This window comes from Gemmatimonadetes bacterium SCN 70-22, assembly GCA_001724275.1.
Lineage (GTDB): Bacteria > Gemmatimonadota > Gemmatimonadetes > Gemmatimonadales > Gemmatimonadaceae > SCN-70-22.
In genome coordinates this window covers 136,775-154,846 of record MEDZ01000015.1, presented here as the reverse complement: position 1 = coordinate 154,846, position 18,072 = coordinate 136,775, and the positions used below count along the sequence as shown (strand labels likewise).

The 18,072-nt window shown below is 70.8% G+C and carries 17 protein-coding genes; 15 read left to right on the top strand and 2 right to left on the bottom strand.

The features are described from left to right. Positions 1 to 143: 143 nt before the first annotated feature. Both ABS52_09720 and ABS52_09715 read left to right on the top strand, forming a co-directional pair. A complete protein-coding gene (locus tag ABS52_09720) occupies positions 144 to 698 on the top strand; it encodes a hypothetical protein (protein ID ODT03468.1) in 555 nt (184 codons plus the stop codon). Continuing rightward, the gene (locus ABS52_09715; GenBank protein ID ODT03467.1) at positions 695 to 1,081 is read left to right on the top strand and encodes a hypothetical protein; all 387 of its coding nucleotides are present in this window, start codon (positions 695 to 697) and stop codon (positions 1,079 to 1,081) included. Before ABS52_09720 ends, ABS52_09715 begins: the two co-directional genes overlap by 4 nt. 7 nt (positions 1,082 to 1,088) lie before the next feature. Here ABS52_09715 and ABS52_09710 read toward each other — a convergent pair whose 3' ends face one another. After that, positions 1,089 to 3,755: a hypothetical protein gene (locus ABS52_09710; GenBank protein ODT03466.1), complete on the bottom strand. Its 2,667-nt coding sequence runs from the start codon at positions 3,753 to 3,755 to the stop codon at positions 1,089 to 1,091. A gap of 247 nt (positions 3,756 to 4,002) precedes the next feature. After that, entirely contained in the window at positions 4,003 to 4,317 is a 315-nt protein-coding gene (locus ABS52_09705) for a hypothetical protein (protein ID ODT03488.1), read from the bottom strand. Positions 4,318 to 4,528: 211 nt separating this feature from the next. On the opposite strand from ABS52_09705, the gene ABS52_09700 reads away from it, so the two are divergent. The 13 genes from ABS52_09700 (at position 4,529) to ABS52_09640 (ending at position 18,044) form a co-directional block, all read left to right on the top strand. Beyond that, positions 4,529 to 6,358 carry an ABC transporter permease gene (locus tag ABS52_09700; GenBank protein ODT03465.1) on the top strand — a complete coding sequence of 610 codons (1,830 nt, stop codon included), beginning with the start codon at positions 4,529 to 4,531 and terminating at the stop codon, positions 6,356 to 6,358. 75 nt (positions 6,359 to 6,433) lie between these two features. After that, positions 6,434 to 7,579, top strand: coding sequence for a hypothetical protein (locus ABS52_09695; GenBank protein ID ODT03464.1), 1,146 nt, complete (start codon positions 6,434 to 6,436; stop codon positions 7,577 to 7,579). 115 nt (positions 7,580 to 7,694) lie between these two features. After that, positions 7,695 to 9,284 (top strand): hypothetical protein, encoded by a 1,590-nt coding sequence (locus ABS52_09690; GenBank protein ODT03463.1) that lies wholly within the window; start codon positions 7,695 to 7,697, stop codon positions 9,282 to 9,284. 115 nt (positions 9,285 to 9,399) lie between these two features. Further along, positions 9,400 to 10,197, top strand: a complete 798-nt coding sequence (locus ABS52_09685; protein ODT03487.1) for a TIGR00268 family protein — start codon at positions 9,400 to 9,402, stop codon at positions 10,195 to 10,197. 294 nt (positions 10,198 to 10,491) lie between these two features. Further along, on the top strand, positions 10,492 to 11,061 hold the full coding sequence (locus ABS52_09680) for a 2'-5' RNA ligase (GenBank protein ODT03486.1): 570 nt from the start codon (positions 10,492 to 10,494) through the stop codon (positions 11,059 to 11,061). After that, positions 11,061 to 11,708 carry a hypothetical protein gene (locus ABS52_09675; protein ODT03462.1) on the top strand — a complete coding sequence of 216 codons (648 nt, stop codon included), beginning with the start codon at positions 11,061 to 11,063 and terminating at the stop codon, positions 11,706 to 11,708. The genes ABS52_09680 and ABS52_09675 overlap by 1 nt, the downstream gene beginning before the upstream one ends. Further along, a complete protein-coding gene (locus ABS52_09670; protein ID ODT03461.1) occupies positions 11,705 to 13,069 on the top strand; it encodes a Fis family transcriptional regulator in 1,365 nt (454 codons plus the stop codon). Before ABS52_09675 ends, ABS52_09670 begins: the two co-directional genes overlap by 4 nt. Positions 13,070 to 13,199: 130 nt before the next feature. Continuing rightward, a complete protein-coding gene (locus tag ABS52_09665; protein ID ODT03460.1) occupies positions 13,200 to 13,637 on the top strand; it encodes a hypothetical protein in 438 nt (145 codons plus the stop codon). Positions 13,638 to 13,788: 151 nt separating this feature from the next. Continuing rightward, positions 13,789 to 15,282 carry an aldehyde dehydrogenase gene (locus ABS52_09660; GenBank protein ID ODT03459.1) on the top strand — a complete coding sequence of 498 codons (1,494 nt, stop codon included), beginning with the start codon at positions 13,789 to 13,791 and terminating at the stop codon, positions 15,280 to 15,282. A 99-nt stretch (positions 15,283 to 15,381) separates the two neighbouring features. Further along, a complete protein-coding gene (locus ABS52_09655; protein ODT03458.1) occupies positions 15,382 to 15,861 on the top strand; it encodes a hypothetical protein in 480 nt (159 codons plus the stop codon). A 71-nt stretch (positions 15,862 to 15,932) separates the two neighbouring features. Beyond that, complete coding sequence (locus ABS52_09650; GenBank protein ODT03485.1) at positions 15,933 to 16,637, top strand: signal peptidase I; 705 nt, start codon at positions 15,933 to 15,935, stop codon at positions 16,635 to 16,637. Between the two features lie 74 nt (positions 16,638 to 16,711). After that, positions 16,712 to 17,575 carry an RNA polymerase subunit sigma gene (locus ABS52_09645; protein ID ODT03457.1) on the top strand — a complete coding sequence of 288 codons (864 nt, stop codon included), beginning with the start codon at positions 16,712 to 16,714 and terminating at the stop codon, positions 17,573 to 17,575. Further along, entirely contained in the window at positions 17,568 to 18,044 is a 477-nt protein-coding gene (locus tag ABS52_09640) for a hypothetical protein (GenBank protein ID ODT03456.1), read from the top strand. The genes ABS52_09645 and ABS52_09640 overlap by 8 nt, the downstream gene beginning before the upstream one ends. The last annotated feature ends 28 nt before the right edge of the window (positions 18,045 to 18,072 follow it).

Here is an 18,072-nt window from a genome sequence, read left to right as displayed (position 1 = left end):
CAGGAGGGTGAGAGTGGTGCGCTGCGGGGCAACGCCGACGGATCACGGTATAATCTGCACGCATTCCTGCAGCGGCGCGTGCGCCTCGGGCGGCGCGGTCGACTGCCACCCGCGTTCCTTACGATTCCTTTGACATGTCAACCATGCATCCGAGACTTGGCGAGCTCCTCGCCGACGCCGACCACGTTCGCGACGAGTTGCTGGCGTTCGTCGCCGAGCTGACCCCCCAGCAGCTGCAGGTGGCCGGCCCGGAGGGAGGATGGAGCGTGGCGCAGCACCTGGCGCACCTGCACCTGGTGGAGCAGTCGTCGGTGCGCGCCATGTTCCGCGCGCTGCGGGACGCCCGGGCCGCCGGGCTGGAACGCGAGTCGGAGACGTCGTCGCTGCTCGGTGTGCTGGCCCACACCGGGCTTGCGCAGGCCACCACGAAGCGCGTGGCCCCGGACTTCGTGACGCCGGTCGATGCGCCGGACGTCCCGACGGCGCGCGCGCGCCTGTCCGAGTCGCGCGCCGGGCTCCGGGCGTGGGGCGCCGAGGCGGATGGATGGGCGCTCACGGCGGTGCACTTCCCGCACCCCGCGCTGGGACGTCTCAACCTGTACGAGTGGGTGGCGATGATCGCCGACCATGAGCGCCGGCACCTGGCGCTGATGCGACGGGTCATTGCCGCCAGCGCGAGCCAACGGGGGTCGGCATGACGATCCACCTCGACCGGCTTCCAGGGACCTTCGCCGTCGCGCGCCTCGCCCCCGACGCCGGGTGGCCACACTGGGCGACCTGGTCGCGCGACGTCGTGTCCGTGACCCGCACGGCGTCTGAGACATCGGTGATCTGCACCGCGGCCCTCGTTCCCGCGACGGTCCAGGCGGAGCGCGATTTCACCGCCTTCGCCGTGCGCGGCCCGCTCCCGTTCTCGATGGTCGGCGTGCTCTCGGCGCTCAGCACGCCGCTGGCGCAGGCCCGGATCCCGCTCCTCGCCATCTCCACGTACGACACCGACATCCTGCTGGTGCGGGAGGGGATCGCCGACGCGGCCGTTGGCACCTGGCGTGCCGCCGGGGTCGAGGTGAACGGCGCCTGACGGGGCGTCAGCTGCTCGGCGTGCGATCGGGGCCGCGGGGGAGGGTGAGGGTGAAGGTGGATCCGACCCCGACTTCGCTCTCGACCGACAGCTCGCCCCCCATGCCTCGGGCGAGCTCGCGCGAGATCGCGAGCCCGAGCCCGACCCCCTCGGTGGCGCTGCGCAGCGAGCGGCCCGCCTGCACGAACGGTTCGAAGACCTGCTCCAGCTGGTCGCGCGCGATGCCGATCCCGGTGTCGCGCACCCGGAGATGCACCTGACGGGCAACCACCTCGCACGACACGTCGATCTTCCCGCCCGGCGCCGTGAACTTCACCGCGTTCCCGAGGAGGTTGAGGAGGATCTGTTGCACCTTCTCCACGTCGGCGCGCACGGTGGTGGCGGCGTCGCACGCAGACAGCAGGTACTGCAGCTGGCGCTCCCGGAGCTGCGGCTCGATGAGCGACTCCACGGCGCCGACCGCGGCGGCCACGGGGACGTTGGTGACCTCGTACAGCACGCGCCCGGCGTCGAGGCGGGCGAAGCTCAGCACGGCGTTGATGAGCCCGAGCAGGTGGCGCTGGTTGTGCTTGATCTTGCGCAGGTCCGTGACCTGCGCGTCGGTGACGGGGCCACGAAGCCCCAGCTCGATCAGCTCCGCATAGCCGGCGATGGCGTTGAGCGGCGTGCGCAGCTCATGTGACATCATCGCCAGGAAGTCGCCCTTGCTCCGGCTGGCGCGCTCGGCCTCGGCCCGCGCGCTCTCCGCCTCGCTGCGCGCGCGATGCTCGGCGGCGAGGAGGTAGGCATTGTCCAGTGCCATCGCCGCCCGGCTGCCGAGCTCCTTGGCGAGGGCGAGGTCTCCCTCGTCGAACGGGCGTCGGTGGCCGAGCGTCCCCATTCCCATCGCCCCCAGGACGCGTCCGCGGGCGGCGAGGGGGACCATCAGGAGGCTGGTCGCCCCGGTGGCGCGCGCCAACTCGACGACCGACCGCTCGTCCGGGCGCCGGCTGGCGACGCTGGCGTCATGGACGCTGGGAATGAAGACGGACTGCTGGTCGCGCAGCGCGAGCCAGACGGGATGCGTGGGCGTGGAGTCGACCGGGTTCTTGCGATCGAAGGCGCGCAGCCGGTCGAGGATCCCGGGATCGGTGGACTCCATGGCCACGACGCCGATGCTCCCCGACTCTCGCACGACGAAGATGACGCAGATATCGGCCATGCCCGGGACGACGCGCTGCGATAGCGTGGCGAACGTCTGCGCGATGTCGAGCGACGACGCGAAGGCGGCCGACGCCTCGTTCAGGACGCTCGACGCGGTTTCGGCGCGCTTGCGCTCGGTGATGTCCACGAACGCACCGACGCTCCCGCTCACCGCGCCGTGCTCGTCGCGGATCGGGGCCGCGCTGGCGAGCAGGGTGACGCGTGTACCGTCCGCGAAGTGCAGCTCCTGCTCGTGGTACGGGATCGCCTCGCCGGCGCGCGCCGCCTTCTGGAGCGGCTGCTCGGGGAGGGGGAGCGCGACGCCATCGCGCACGACGCGGAACGGGAGGGCACCCTCGCCGAGCGGGGTCGTCGACGTGCCCTCCGTGTACGGCATGCGCAGCAGCCTGGCGAACGCCGGGTTGACGGCGACGTCGCGCCCCGCGGGATCGCTGGCGATGCCGATCCCCACCGGGATCACCTTGAGGAGCGCTTCCATCTCCTCCACGCGCCGCCGGAGCGCGGCGGTGAGGCGTCCGACCTCGGCTTCCGCGCGACGCTGATCGGTGAGGTCGTAGGCGTGAACGCCCACGCCCGCGCCGAGCGGGAAGGCGTACCCCTCGTACTGCGTGTCGGCGTACGTACCGCGCGCGGTGAACGGGACCGTGACGCCGTCGCGCCTGGCGCGGAGCATGGCGCGATGCATCGGGCCGTCGACGAGTCGGGGAAAGACGTCCCAGATGACGCGGCCCATCAGCGTCTCCGGCTCGAAACCGTGCTCGCGCAAGAAGGCCCGCATGGCGCGGTTGATGCGCAGGTACCGCCACTCGCCATCGCATGCGAAGTACTGGTCGCTCATGCGCTCCAGCGATCCGGCGTGCTGGGCACTCTCGGCCTCGGCGGCCTGCCGCGCCTTCCGCTCGCGCATGAAGAGCTGGGCGCGTTCGAGCGCGACGGCGCATTGCCGGGCCAGCGCCACGAGGAACTCGCGCTCGTCGGATGCAAAGTCGCGTGCCTCGGGGAAGGTGAGGACCAGGATGCCGAGGAAGCGATCGGCCGTGGCCAGTGGCAATGCGACGCGCGCCCCGGCGGGCTCGGAATGGCGGGCCACGAGGGGGGCGACCGCTTCCAGCTCCTCTTGCGAGGCGATGAAGCGCGGCTCGCGGTCGGCGATGAGCCGGCCGATGGCGGGAAAGTCGCACACGCGCAGCCGCGCGAGGCGCTTCACGAGCTCCTCGTCGTAGCCCACCGACGACACGACGGAGAGCATCGTGCCGTCATCCGACAGCGCGGTCACCGCGCCGGCACGGGCGTGGACCGCGTCGATGCTGACCCGGACGATCGCCTCGAGGACGTTCCGCTTCTCCATGGACGAGGCGAGGGCCTCGGCCACCTCCTGCAGCGTCGTCGCGAATCGCGCGGCGCGGGCGAGCTCCGACACCGTGTGCGTGCGCTGTCCGAGGGCGGCGAAGGGGTGGTCGCGGTGCGGCATCGCGGCTGGGGGACGGTGAAGGAGGCGGCCCGTGGCGTTGCCACCAAGGTGTCGCACGCGCGTGGCGCCAACAACTCGGGGAAACCCCAGTCTTACACCCCGCGACGTGGCGCCGGCTCCCTCACACTGGTGACGCGACCCGGGGCACGAGGCGGACGTGCGCCCGACACCTCCCGAGGCACGACGGCGCGCCCCGCGGTCGGGACGCGCCGTCGGTGATCGCCACGCGTTGCAGCCGTTGCCCGGATCAGCTCGCCTCGGGCTCCAGCGGGATGTCCGGCGACGCCTCGCCGCGCCCGAACATCCACCGGACCACCCAGTACAGCAGCAGCAAGGGGAGCGCGAGCTTGAGCACCGTGACCCCCAATCCCACGAGCCAGACGGTCATGGTGAGCAGGAAGCCGCCGACGAGCACCACGAGCCCGAGCGGGAGCCCGATCACCGCCAGGACGAGGAGGAGCGGGAGCGCGAGGACGGCGAGCATCACCAGGAAGGGGAGCCCGAACGCCTTGAGGAGGATCGCGAGCGGGAGCAACCATCCGAGGCTCCCGAGTCCCTTCAGCACGAGCTTGAGTACGACCCACCTGGCCAGCAAGGACTTGAGCAGGATCCACATGACGGGGCCTCGGCGCTGAGGGGATGCAGGTCCCTACGGGGGCACGCCGCTGCGGTTTCGCGCGTCGGTGGGGCGCGCCGGCTTGTCGTGGTCGATACTTTTCGCCCGACCCGTTCCCGCGACCATGGCAGAACCGACAGCTCCCTCCAAGCCGAAGGTGAACACGGCGCGAGCCTGGGCCGAGACGCGTGCGCTGATGTGGACGCACCGCCGGCCGCTCGCCATCGGCCTGGCGCTCATGCTGGTGAACCGCCTCTCCGGGCTCGTCCTCCCGGCGAGTTCCAAGTACCTCATCGACGACGTCCTCTCGCGGAACCGCATCGACCTCCTCGTCCCCCTCGCGCTCGCCACGGGTGGGGCGACGATCATCCAGGCGATCACTTCGTTCGCCCTCTCGCAGGTGGTGAGCATCGCGGCGCAGCGGGCCATCACCGACATGCGCATCGACGTGCAGCGGCACATCCTGCGCCTCCCGGTCGCCTTCTTCGATTCCACCAAGACGGGGGTCCTCATCTCGCGCATCATGACCGACGCCGAGGGGATCCGGAACCTGGTGGGGACGGGGATCGTGCAGCTGGTGGGAGGGCTGGTCACGGCACTGCTGGCGCTCGGCGTCCTGTTCTACACCAGCTGGAAGCTCACGTCGATCACGCTGGTGGTGCTGGCGGGGTTCGGGGTGATGATGGCGATCGCGTTCAAGCGGCTGCGCCCGATCTTCCGCCAGCGAAGCGTGATCAACGCCGAGGTCACGGGACGCCTGGCGGAGACGGTCGGGGGGGTCCGGATCGTGAAGGTGTACACGGCCGAGGAGCGCGAGGAACAGGTCTTCGGTGCCGGGGCCGAGCGGCTCTTCGACAACGTGCGCTCGACGATCACCGGGACCTCGGCCGTGGGGGCGGCGACGACCGCGATCGTGGGGGTGATCGGGGTGCTCCTGACGATCATGGGGGGACGCGCCATCATCGGCGGCGAGATGACGTTAGGCGACTTCGTGCGCTACATCTTCTTCATCGGCCTGGTGGCGGCGCCGCTGGTGTCGATCGCCTCGATCGGGACGCAGATCTCCGAGGCCTTCGCCGGGCTCGACCGCATTCGCGAGATTCGCGACATGGCGACGGAAGACGCCCTCGACGCCCCCAAGGCTCCGGTGCCCGATGTGCGCGGGGAGATCGAGTTCCGCCACGTCGACTTCGCGTACGTCGAGGGGACACCCGTGCTGAAGGACGTGTCGTTCGTCGCGCCGGCCGGTTCGACCACGGCGCTGGTCGGGTCGAGCGGGGCGGGGAAGAGCACGCTGATCGGGCTGGTGATGGCGTTCCATCGCCCGCAGACGGGGATGGTGCTCGTCGATGGCAAGGACCTGGACACACTCCGGCTGCACGAGTACCGCGGGCACCTGGGCGTGGTGATGCAGGACAACTTCCTGTTTGACGGGACGATACGCGAGAACATCGCCTATGCGCGCCCCGACGCGACCGACGAGGAGGTGCGCTCGGTGGCGCGCATCGCGCACGTCGACGAATTCGTGGAGAGCTGGGAGAAGAAGTACGACACGATCGTCGGCGAGCGCGGCGTCAAGCTCTCGGGCGGGCAGCGGCAGCGCGTGGCCATCGCGCGCGCGATCCTCGCCGACCCGCGCATCCTCATCCTCGACGAGGCCACCTCGTCGCTCGACAGCGAGAGCGAGGCGATGATCCGCGACGGGTTGCGCCGCCTCCGGGCGGGGCGCACGACCTTCGTGATCGCGCATCGCCTGTCGACCATCGAGAGCGCGGACCAGATCCTCGTGATCGAGGAGGGGCGCATCATCGAGCGGGGAACCCACGCCGAGTTGATGGCGTTAGGCGGCCGGTACAAGGAGCTGCACGACCGGCAGTACGGTATCGAGCGCGACCTGTACGTGAACCCGGGCGAGGACTTCACGCCCGATCCCGAGCGTCCCGCCCTCCCGGCGCCGGGCGCCGCCGGCGCTCGCCGCTCGCCGTAGCGCGCCGCGACGACGGAGCCCGTGTCCGGGACCGGATCCAGCAGGCGGAGCGCCCTCGCCGGGGCGGCGTTCCTGATGGCCACCTCGGCCATCGGGCCGGGATTCCTCACGCAGACCGCGGTCTTCACGCAGCAGCTGGGCGCGAGCTTCGGCTTCGCCATCCTCGTGAGCATCCTGCTCGACCTGGGGGCGCAGCTCACCACCTGGCGCGTGATCGCCGCCGCCAACCGGCGGGCGCAGGACGTGGCGAACCTCGTGCTCCCGGGGCTCGGGACGGCGCTGGCCATCCTGGTGGCGGTCGGCGGACTCGCCTTCAACATCGGCAACGTGGCCGGGGCGGGGCTGGGGCTCAACGTCCTGGTCGGCATGTCGCCGGCTGCCGGCGCCGCCCTCAGCGCCGGTCTCGCCATTGCCCTGTTCCTCTTCCGCGAGGCAGGGCGGGCGATGGACCGGTTCGCCCAGTGGCTCGGCTTCGTGATGGTCGGGCTCACGCTGTACGTGGCGCTCTCGTCGTCGCCCCCCGTGGGTCTCGCGATCGAACGCGCGTTCGTCCCCGAGCAGCTGGATGTCTTCGCGATCGTCACGCTCGTCGGCGGCACGGTGGGCGGCTACATCACCTTCGCCGGTGCCCATCGGCTGCTGGATGCGGGGATCGGCGGCATCGAGTCCATCGGCGCCGTGACGCGCTCGGCGGGACGCGCCATCGGCATCGCCTCGCTCATGCGCGTGGTGCTCTTCCTCGCCGCGTTAGGCGTGGTGTCGCGCGGCGGCGTGCTCGACCCGGCCAATCCCCCGGCGTCGGTCTTCCGCCTGGCGACCGGCGAGGTGGGGTATCGCCTCTTCGGCGCCGTGATGTGGGCGGCGGCCATCACCTCGGTCGTCGGGGCCGCCTACACCTCCGTCAGCTTCCTGCGCTCGGCCAGCACCTGGGTGGACCGTCACTGGGCCCGCGTGATCATCATCTTCATCGTCATCTCCACCCTGGTCTTCCTGGTCATCGGGCGCCCCGTCCGGACACTCATCCTCGTCGGCGCGCTCAACGGCTTCATCCTCCCGCTCGCCCTGGGGGCGATGCTCCTGGCCGCGACGCGGCGCACCATCGTCGGCGACTATCGCCACCCCCCGGTGCTCATGCTGGCCGGGTGGACCGTCGCGCTCGCGATGGCCGCGATGGGGGCGTACACCCTCGTGCGCGAGCTTCCCAGGCTCATCGCCAACTAGGCACCGCCGCGCCCGCGGACCGGGCGCCTTCGGCCCACGCCCTGGTGCAAGGGAGCGGTAGCCGGCGCACGCTTTCGGTACGCGCGCCCGCGTGGCGCCCCCCCAGCTTGGGGCCATGCTCGCTGCCATTCGTTCCGCCGCCGTGCTCGGCGTGGATGCCTACGACGTCACGGTCGAGGTCGATGCCGCCAAGGGACTCCCGCAGTGGACCATCGTCGGGCTCGCCGCCGGGGCCGTGAAGGAGGCCAAGGAACGCGTCGCGGCAGCGCTCACCAACAGCGGCTTCACCCTTCCCCCGCGCCGGTACACCATCAACCTTGCCCCGGCCGATCAACCGAAGACCGGGACGGCGTTCGACCTCCCCATCGCCCTCGGCGTCCTCGTCGCCACCGGGCAGCTCGATCCGTCGGCGACCAGCCGCCTGGCCGCGTTAGGCGAGCTCGGCCTGGACGGCACGCTCCGCGCCGTGCGCGGCGTCTTGCCGGTGGCGTTGCGCCTGGCCAGGTCGTCCCCGGGTGACGCCTCGCCCCTCTCCCTCATCGTCCCCCCGGCCAACGCCTGGGAGGCGCGCGTGGCCTCGCGCCTCCCCACCCTCTCCCCCCCAACCCTGCAGGCCCTCGTGCGAGCGCTGCGACGGGGCGCAGACGCCCCCCCGGAGCTATGGGGGGAGGAGCACGGGGGCTCGGCGGCGGCTCCCGTGGGGGCCATGCCTCCTGGCGGCGACGAGCGCCTCGACCTGCGCGACGTCGTGGGGCAGGGGGGGGCCAAGCGCGCCCTCGAGATTGCCGCCGCCGGGGGGCACGCCCTCCTCCTGGTCGGCCCGCCGGGAGGGGGAAAGACGATGCTCGCCCGGCGCCTCCCGGGAATCCTCCCCCCGCTCTCGGACGACGAAGCGCTGGAAGTCCTGGCGGTGCAGTCGGTGGCCGGTCTCCTCCCGCCGGGAGGGGCGCTGTCCAGCGAGCGCCCCTTTCGCGCCCCGCACCACACCCTGTCCGTTGCGGCACTCATCGGCGGGGGAAGCCTCCCCCGCCCAGGCGAGGTCTCCCTCGCCCATCATGGCGTCCTCTTCCTCGACGAGTTGCAGGAGATCCCGCGCTCGGTGCTCGACGCCCTGCGGCAGCCCATGGAGGACGGGCGCGTCGTCATCTCGCGTGCCCAGCAGTCGCTCGCCTTCCCCGCCAAGTTCGCCCTCGTCGGCGCCATGAACCCCTGTCCGTGCGGGCAAGCGGGACAGGCCGGGCGCACGTGCACCTGCTCGCCCGCCGACATCGCCCGTCATCGCGCGCGCGTCTCCGGCCCGCTCGCCGACCGGCTCGACATGACCGTGCACGTCCCCGCCGTTGCGATCGCCGCCTTGGGCGGCGGGGGCGAAGGCGAGCCCTCCGCCCTCGTGCGCGCGCGCGTGGTGGCGGCGCGGGAACGCCAGCGGGAGCGATATCGCCGGCTGCGGCGCGTCACCTGCAACGCGCACGTTCCCGGGCGCTGGCTCGACGCGCACACGCCCATTGCCCCGAATGCCCGGGCCCTCCTCGGGATGTCGGCCGAGCGGCTCGCCCTCTCCGCGCGCGGCTACCATCGCGTGCTCAAGGTCGCGCGCACCATCGCGGATCTCGACCAGAGCGAGGGGATCGAGCGCGCGCATGTGGCCGAGTCGCTCTTCGTTCGCACGCCCGAAAGGGTGCCAGCACAGGTGGAGGTCGCGTAGCTTTCACCACATGCGCATTTCGCAGCAGCTGGTCGTGGAGGCCCGGGGCGAAGGGGGGGCCCCGCCGGGCTCGACCCCTGACCTCGAGCGCGAGGCAACCGAACGCGAACGGGCGTTGCAGGACTGGTTGCGCGTCCGCGGATCCGTGCTCGTGGGCTTCAGTGGCGGCGTCGACTCGGCGTTCCTCGCGGCCCTGGCCGTGGAAACGCTCGGCCCCGATCGCGTCCTCGCCGTCATCGGTCGGTCGGCGTCATATCCCACGGCACAGTGGACCACGGCGCGCGCGGTGGCCGATCAGTTCGGGATCCCGGTCTTCGAGATCGACACCGACGAGATGAGCGATCCGCGCTATGCCGCCAACCCGGTCAATCGCTGCTACTTCTGCAAGAACGAGCTGTGGGATCGCCTGGTCCCCATCGCCCGCGAGCGCGGGCTGGCAGTGGTGGCAGACGGCACCAACGCCGACGATACGGGCGATTATCGACCGGGGACGGCGGCGGCGCGCGAGCATGGCGTGGCGTCGCCGATGGCGGAGGTGGGACTCACCAAGGCGCACATCCGCATCTTGTCGCAGCGACGCGGAATCCCGACGTGGTCGCAGCCGTCGTCCCCGTGCCTTTCCTCGCGGCTGCCGTATGGCACCGCCGTCACCCCCGATCGTCTCGCGCGCGTGGAGCGGGCGGAGTCGGCCCTGCGCGCCCTCGGGGTGACGGGCGACCTCCGCGTCCGTTATCACGACGAGCTGGCGCGGGTGGAGCTGGCCGCGGATGCGCTCCAGCACTGGTTGGCCCCGGAGCGCGCCGTGCAGCTGGCGGCCGCGGTGCGAGGGGCGGGCTTCGCACGCGTCGCGATCGACCTCCGCGGCTTCCGCTCGGGATCGCTGAACGTGCTGGGAGGAGTCACTCGCGAATGACCTTGGATGAGAGGAGCGGGCGCGGCGAGACGGCTCCCTTGGCCGGCGGGACGTCGGTACCTGACGAGGCGTCCGTGCCCTCCCCCTCGCTGGGCATCGGCGCCAACGCCCTGGCACGCGCCCTTGCCCGTCGCGCCTTGGCGGCGCGCGTCGAGGGGCGCGGCACCCTGGCCCTGGTGGTCGTCCCGCCCGACGCGCCGCCCATCGACGTCGCCACGCGCCGCTGGATGGTGCAGACGGCGCGCGACTGCGGTTTCACGCACGTCGCCCTCGAGGTCCTCCCCGCCGTGGCCGATCCCGATGCGGCTCTTCCTGGCCATCACCCTGCCTGAGGCCATGCAGTCGGCCATCGCCCGGGAAGTGGCGCCGGCTCGCGCCGCGGCCCCCGCGGTGCGCTGGGTACGCCCCGAGCTGATGCACCTGACGGTCAAGTTCCTCGGCGAGCGCCCGGAGGAGGACGAGGCGCGCGTGGCGCGAGCCACCCGCGCGGCCCTGGCGCCGCTCCCTCCCTTCGAGGTCACGGTCGGCGGGACGGGCGCCTTCCCGAACTTTCGGCGCCCTCGCGTCGTATGGCTGGGCATGCACCCTCCCACCCCGCTCGCCGGACTGGCCCGGCGCCTCGACGCTGCCCTTGCCCCCCTCGGCGTCACCCCGGAGACCCGCCCCTTCCGCGCCCACGTGACGTTAGGCAGGGTGGCCGACGGGGTGCCACGCCAGCAGGTCGCGGCGCTCGAGCGCGCGCTGCGCGCCGTGCGTGCCACGTGGCCGCTCGCGATCCGGGAGGTGGCGCTGATGCGCAGCACGCTGGGGGCCGGCGGGCCGCACCATGACCGGCTCCACCACTTCGCCCTGGAAGGGTCGTGATGTTCGGATGCCTGCGCACCGTCGGGTGCCTTACCGTCGTCGCCGTGCTGGTCGTGGCGGGCATCGTCACCCGCGATCGCTGGCTCCCCGCGCTCACGGGTGGTGCCCGTGCGGTGTCGACGGCGACCTTCGATCCGCTCACGGCCGAGCGGCGCGAGCGCGGCCGCCAGCAGCTGGAAGCGCTCGGACGCAAGTCCGGCCCCGTCTTCACCAACCTCACCGCCGCCGAGGCGTCGGCGCTGGTGCTGGCCGATCGCGCGCAGCGCCTGCCGGCCTTCGCCGAGAAGGTGGAGGCGGCCGTCGTGGGCGATCGGCTCGTCCTGCGCACCACCCTCGATCCGGCGGCACTGAAGGGGATCGACGCCCTTGGCCCCGTGGCTCGGATGCTCCAGTCGCGCCAGCGGGTCCTCCTCGAGGGGACGCTGGAGGTCGCGGCGCCCGGGCGCGCCCTGTTCATCGTGCAGGACGTGCGCGTGAACGAGTTCGCCGTTCCGTCGCCCGCCATCGCCTCGTTGGTGCGGCAGCTCGATCGCGGGGCGGTCGCCCCGGGCGATCCCGCACGGGCCATCGGCTTCGCGATCCCGCCGTACGTGGGCGACGTGCGCGTGGGGAAGGGGCGGGTCACCCTCTACAAGGCCGTGTCATGAGCCGTCGCATCCTGATCGTTGACGACGAGCAGGGAGTCCGGGCCGCCCTGGGCCAGCTGCTGGAATACGAAGGCTACGAGGTCAAGGCGGTCACCAACGCCGCCGACGGCATCGCCGAGTACGAGCGCTGGCGCCCGCAACTCACCTTCCTCGACGTGAAGATGGCGGGGATGGACGGGATCGAGGCCCTCAGGCGCATTCGCGCGTTGGACCCGACGGCGACCGTGGTGATGATCAGCGGGCACGCCACGATCCAGACGGCGGTGGAGGCGACGCAGCTCGGGGCGTACGACATCCTGGAGAAACCGCTCGACACGGATCGCATCCTGGTCCTCCTGCGCAACACCCTGCAGCACCTGTCGCTGCAGGAGGAGAACGCGCAGCTCCGGGCGTCGATCGAGTCGCGCTACGAGATCGTCGGGCGCTCGTTCGCCATTCGCACCCTGATGGGGCAGATCGAGAAGGTGGCTCCCACGCCGGCCCGCGTCCTCGTCACCGGCGAGAACGGGACGGGCAAGGAACTCGTCGCCCGGGCAATCCACCGTCTCTCCCCACGCGTCCAGAAGCCCTTCGTGGAGGTGAATTGCGCCGCGATCCCCTCGGAGCTCATCGAGAGCGAGCTGTTCGGGCACATGAGGGGGTCGTTCACCGGCGCCGTGCAGGATCGTGCCGGGAAGTTCGAACAGGCCGACAAGGGGACCCTCTTCCTCGATGAGATCGGCGACATGAGCCCGTCGGCGCAGGCGAAGGTCCTGCGCGTCCTGCAGGACGGCGAGGTGACGCGCATCGGCGGAGCCAAGCGGATCCAGGTCGACGTGCGCGTCCTGGCGGCGACCAACAAGGACCTGCAGGAGGAGATCGCCGCCGGCCGCTTTCGGGAAGACCTGTTCTACCGCCTCAACGTCGTCCCGCTGCACGTTCCGCCGCTGCGCGAGCGGCGCGAGGACATCCCGCTCCTGGCCCAGCACTTCGTCGACCAGCTGGCCCGTCGCGACGGCGCCCCGCCCCGCATCCTCGACGGAGGGGCGATGGAGGCGCTGGCGCAGATGGAGTGGCCCGGGAACGTGCGCGAACTCCGCAACACGATCGAACGCCTCCTGATCCTCTCGCCAGGCAATCGCATCACCGCCGCCGACGTCGCCCGGCTGGGCGGCCCCCGCCCCCCGGACGGCGCCAGTCTCGGCTCGCTCCTGGACATCGAGACGTTCGAAGCCTTCAAGGACGCCGCCGAGCGCGCCTACCTGCTCCACAAGCTCCGCACCTTCGAGTGGAACGTCTCGGAAACCGCGCGCGCCCTCGACATGCCGCGCTCGAACCTGTACAAGAAGATCGAGCGCTACGGGCTGGAGCGCGAACGGTGAGATCGGGACGCGAGACGGGGAACCCGAGACGGGAGAGCCGGCCCGCGCTCCGATGTCCCGCGCACCACTGCGTCACGCGTACCTGCCTCGCGCACTCCCGTCTCCCGTCTCCCCACTCCCGTCTCTTCCCATGACCAACTGGGACGATCAACTCAAGAAGATCGACAAGCAGCTCGAGTCGATCTCGGACGAGGCGCTCCTCCCCTCCAAGGGGGCACCCACACAGCAGGCTCGCGCCGACGTGGTCGCCAAGCAGGGCTCCACGTCCACCCTCGGCGTGATGCTGCGCCTCCTCCTCTCGGTGGCCCTGGGCGTGGGGATGCTGTTCTGGCCCTATGGCACCCGCTGCGGCGCCGGGCTCTTCGGCTACCTGGCCGCCACCGGAGTCGTCGCCCTCTCCGGCGTCTGGACCTCCGTGTGGACCTGGCGTCATCGCAGCGCGCGCGCCCACGTCCTGTCGCTCCTCCTGATCCTCTGGGGGATGGTCCTTGCCGCCGTCGAGGTGCTCCCACGCACGGGCTACGCCAGGGAGTCGCCCGAGCACCCCGCCATCTGGATGTGCGAGTAGCCGCTTTCGGCGTTCGCGGCGGCTCGACAGGGGCGGCCCCCCGCGGGACACTTCGCCTGCCGCCGTTCCCGGCTAGCTTTCGGGGCATGCGGCGCCCGGCGCCTCGCCCCGTCCATCACTCGCCGTCGCTCGACGGCTCGTTCCGCTCGCCATGACCACGGTCTTCAAGAACTTCATCGCTGGACAGTGGGTCGCCCCCTCGACGGGTGACTACTTCGAGAACATCAACCCGGCGGACAACTCCGACGTCATCGGACGGTTCCCACTTTCCGGGCGCGAGGACGTGGCGCAGGCGGTCGCCTCGGCGCAGCGCGGCTTCGAACTCTGGCGCAAGACGCCGGCACCGCTTCGCGGCGACGTGCTGCGTCGCGTCGGCGACCTCCTCTCCGCGCGCAAGGAGGAGATCGCGAACCTGATGACCCGCGAGATGGGGAAGCCGCTGGCCGAGACGCGCGGCGACGTGCAGGAGGGGATCGACACGGCGTATTACGCCGCGGTCGAGGGGCGCCGCCTCTTCGGCCACACGGTCCCCAGCGAGCTTCGCAACAAGTGGGCGATGAGCTATCGCCGCCCCATCGGCGTGGCCGGGATCGTGACGCCGTTCAACTTCCCGATGGCCATCCCGACGTGGAAGATGTTCCCGGCGCTGGTGTGCGGGAACGCGTGCGTCTTCAAGCCCGCCGAGGACGTCCCCCACACGGGGACCGTGCTGGTGGAGATCATGCTGGAGGCGGGGCTCCCGCCCGAGGTGATCCAGCTCGTGCACGGTGTCGGCGAGACGGTAGGGGCGGCGATCGTGCAGCATCCCGACATTCCGCTCATCTCGTTCACCGGATCGACCGAGACTGGTAGCAAGGTGGGGGAGGTCTGTGGGCGCATGCACAAGCGCCTCTCCCTCGAGATGGGGGGGAAGAACGCCCAGATCGTCCTGGATGATGCCGATCTCGATCTGGCGCTCGAGGGGGTGCTCTGGGGGGCCTTCGGGACGACCGGGCAGCGCTGCACCGCCACGTCGCGCCTCATCGTCCAGGGCGGGGTGCATGACCGCCTGGTGGGGATGCTCGTCGATCGGGTACGGGAGCTGCGGCTGGGCGACGGTCGCCAGCCCGGAACGGATGTCGGGCCGCTCATTCACGAGGAGTCGGTGCGGAAGGTCGAACGCTACGTGCAGATCGGGGAGGACGAGGGCGCCCAGCTCGCCATCGGCGGCAAGCGCGCCACCTCCGGCGCGCTGGCCAAGGGGACGTTCTTCGAGCCCACGATCTTCACGCATGTCCGTCCGGGGTCGCGCCTCGAGCAGGAGGAGATCTTCGGTCCGGTGCTCTCGGTGATCCGGGTCGACAACGCCGACGAGGCCTTCGCCGTCAACAACGACGTGAAGTACGGCCTGTCGTCGTCGCTCTACACGCGCAACGTGGAGCTGGCGTTCCGTGCGATGTCGGAGCTCGACAACGGGATCACGTATGTGAATGCTCCAACGATCGGCGCCGAGGCGCACCTCCCCTTCGGCGGCGTGAAGCAGACGGGGAACGGCCACCGTGAAGGGGGGTGGGAAGTGTACGAGTTCTACTCCGAGACGAAGGTGTGTTACGTCGATTATTCCGGCGCGCTGCAGCGGGCGCAGATCGACACGTACGGCGACTAGCGGGGGCGGGGCGGCGGGGCGGGACAACGCCCATCGCCGCTCGTATCTTTTCGAGTGGTTGCGTGCCCTGCGGGGCGCGAATTAATTGCCGACAATCCGATGGTGCTGTCCTCCTCCGAACGAGACGACCTGGTGCGCCGCGTCGAGCAGAAGCTCGGGCGCTGGGGGGTGCGTCGCGACGTCATCCGTGACGTCGTCGATCGCACGTTAGGCGCTCTCCCCGCTGCCGAACCGGCGTCCGTGGCGTCGCGCGACGGATCGCGCGAGGGATCGCGCGAGGGATCGCGTCACGGATCGCGTGACGGATCGCGCGAGGGCGTGCGCGAGGAGCAACGGGAGGGGCGCGGCGGCGCGGCGCGGGGGGTGGCGATCGTTGCGGCCGCGTCGACGCCGGACCTCGCCTCGCGCTTGCGCCGGGAGCTGGAGGGAAGTGGCGTGACCATCCACCGCATGGCGGTGGCGACGGAGGGGCGCTTCACCGTGGCGACGATCGCCGTCCCGGAGGCGAGCGAAGGGGCGGTGCGCAGTGCGGCGGAAGCGTTGGGGGCGCGAATCAGCTGGAGAGGAGGGGGACGATGATCCACGACACGGCCTCGTCGGAGACGCGCGTCACGATCACCGACCAGCATCGGGCCGCGGCGCTCGATCGCGTGAACCAGCGCACGCCACGCGTCCTGCGCTTCCTGTGGGACTGGGCCAAGTCGTTCCAGCTCGCCGTCGTCCTCTTTCTCGTCATCCGGGCGCTGGTGGTCGAGGCCTTCAAGATCCCGAGCGGGAGCATGGAAGGGACGCTCCTCGTGGGCGACTTCCTCCTGGTGAACAAGCTCGTCTACGGCGCCGAGGTCCCGTTCACGGGCAGGCGCCTCCCCGCGGTCCGCACGCCGGCCCGCGGCGACGTCATCGTCTTCCAGTGGCCCAGCGACCCGTCCAAGATCTTCGTCAAGCGCCTGGTGGGGATCCCCGGCGACACGCTGCGGATGGAAGACGGGATCCTCTACCGCAACGGCGTGCGGCTGCAGGAGACCTACGTACGCCACACCGATCCCGGCGCCGATCCGGCGGGCGACGAGTTCCGCTGGCAGCGCGACTACCTGGTGCGCTCGGCCCAGGCGTCGTTCTCCTACCACCCCTCACGCAACAACTGGGGGCCGCTCGTCGTGCCGCGCGAGCACCTCTTCGTGCTGGGCGACAACCGCGACAATTCACTGGATTCGCGCTACTGGGGCTTTGTCCCGGACTCCCTGGTGCGCGGGCAACCGATGGTGGTCTACTACAGCTATCTCCCGGATTCGACCTCGCGCCTCGACTTCCTCACGCACGTGCGATGGAGTCGACTTGGCGATCGAGTCCGCTAGTTTACCCACGGGCAGTCGTCCCACTTTCCGGTGACGCCTCGGCGTCGCCCGACCGCCGATCATCAGGAGCCCACGTGGCTGCAGGACGCATCGCTTCCAAGAAGTCGTCGTTCGACGAAGGCTCGCTGGACCAGTACCTCCGCGACATCAGCGCCTACCCGCTCATCACGCGGGAGGAGGAGGTGTCGCTCGCGCAGTGCATCCGCCAGGGGGACCAGGATGCGCTGGACAAGCTGGTGCGCTCCAACCTGCGCTTCGTGGTGTCGGTCGCGAAGAAGTACCAGAACCAGGGGGTCTCGCTCTCGGACCTGATCAACGAGGGGAACCTCGGGCTCATCCGGGCCGCCCACAAGTTCGACGAGACCAAGGGGATCAAGTTCATTTCCTACGCGGTCTGGTGGATCCGGCAGGCGATCCTCCAGGCGCTCGCCGAGCAGTCCCGCATCGTCCGCGTCCCGCTCAACCGCGCCGGGACGCTGCACCGCATCGGCAAGCGCGCCAACGCGCTGCTGCAGGAACTGGGGCGCGAGGCGACGCACGCCGAGATCGCCGACGGGATGGACATCACCGAGGAGGAAGTCGCCAAGACGATGTCGATCTCGCAGGCGCACCTCTCCCTCGATGCGCCGCTCACGCCGGGCGAGGACAACAAGCTCCTCGACTACCTCCCCGACAACCTGAACCCCACTCCCGACGAGCAGACCTTCGAGAAAGCGCTCACGGAATCGATCGAGGAGGCGCTGTCGTCGCTCAAGGAGCGCGAGGCCAAGATCCTCCGGCTCTACTTCGGCCTCGACGGGGAGGAACCGATGACGCTCGAGCAGATCGGCGCCTTGTTAGGCATCACGCGCGAGCGCGTGCGCCAGATCAAGGAAAAGGCCCTCTCGCGCTTGCGCCACGTGTCGCGGGCGCGGGCGCTCGAATCGTATCTTGGCTGAGCATCCGACGGGAGGCGGGGGACGGGAGACAGGAGGTCCGCTGGCGCCGGTGCCCGCATCGCTGCGCGATGCCAACGAGCACCTCGACCTCACCTTCGAGGGCTTCACGCACCTGTTCCGGCTGGTCGGGCGGGCCGTCACCCTCCGCTGCCCGCACTGTGGCGGAGGGCCGGTCCTGGTGCACTGGTTCCGCCTCCGCGAGGCGTGCGGGCACTGCCACAAGGCGCTGGAGCGTGGCGAGCCCGACTACTTCCTCGGCGGGATGATGTTCAACCTCGTCCTCTCCGAACTCCTCTTCACGGGGATCTTCGTCGCCGTGCTGGTGTTCATGTGGCCGACGGTCCCCTGGGACGCGATCCAGGTCGGCGCCCCGCTCGGCATGGCGCTCGCCCCCGTCGTGCTCTACCCCATTTCCAAGCTCGTCTGGCTCGCCTTCGACCTCGCTTTCCGTCCCGAACGCGAACCCTGACCTTCCTCGGCGCGCACCGTACTACACC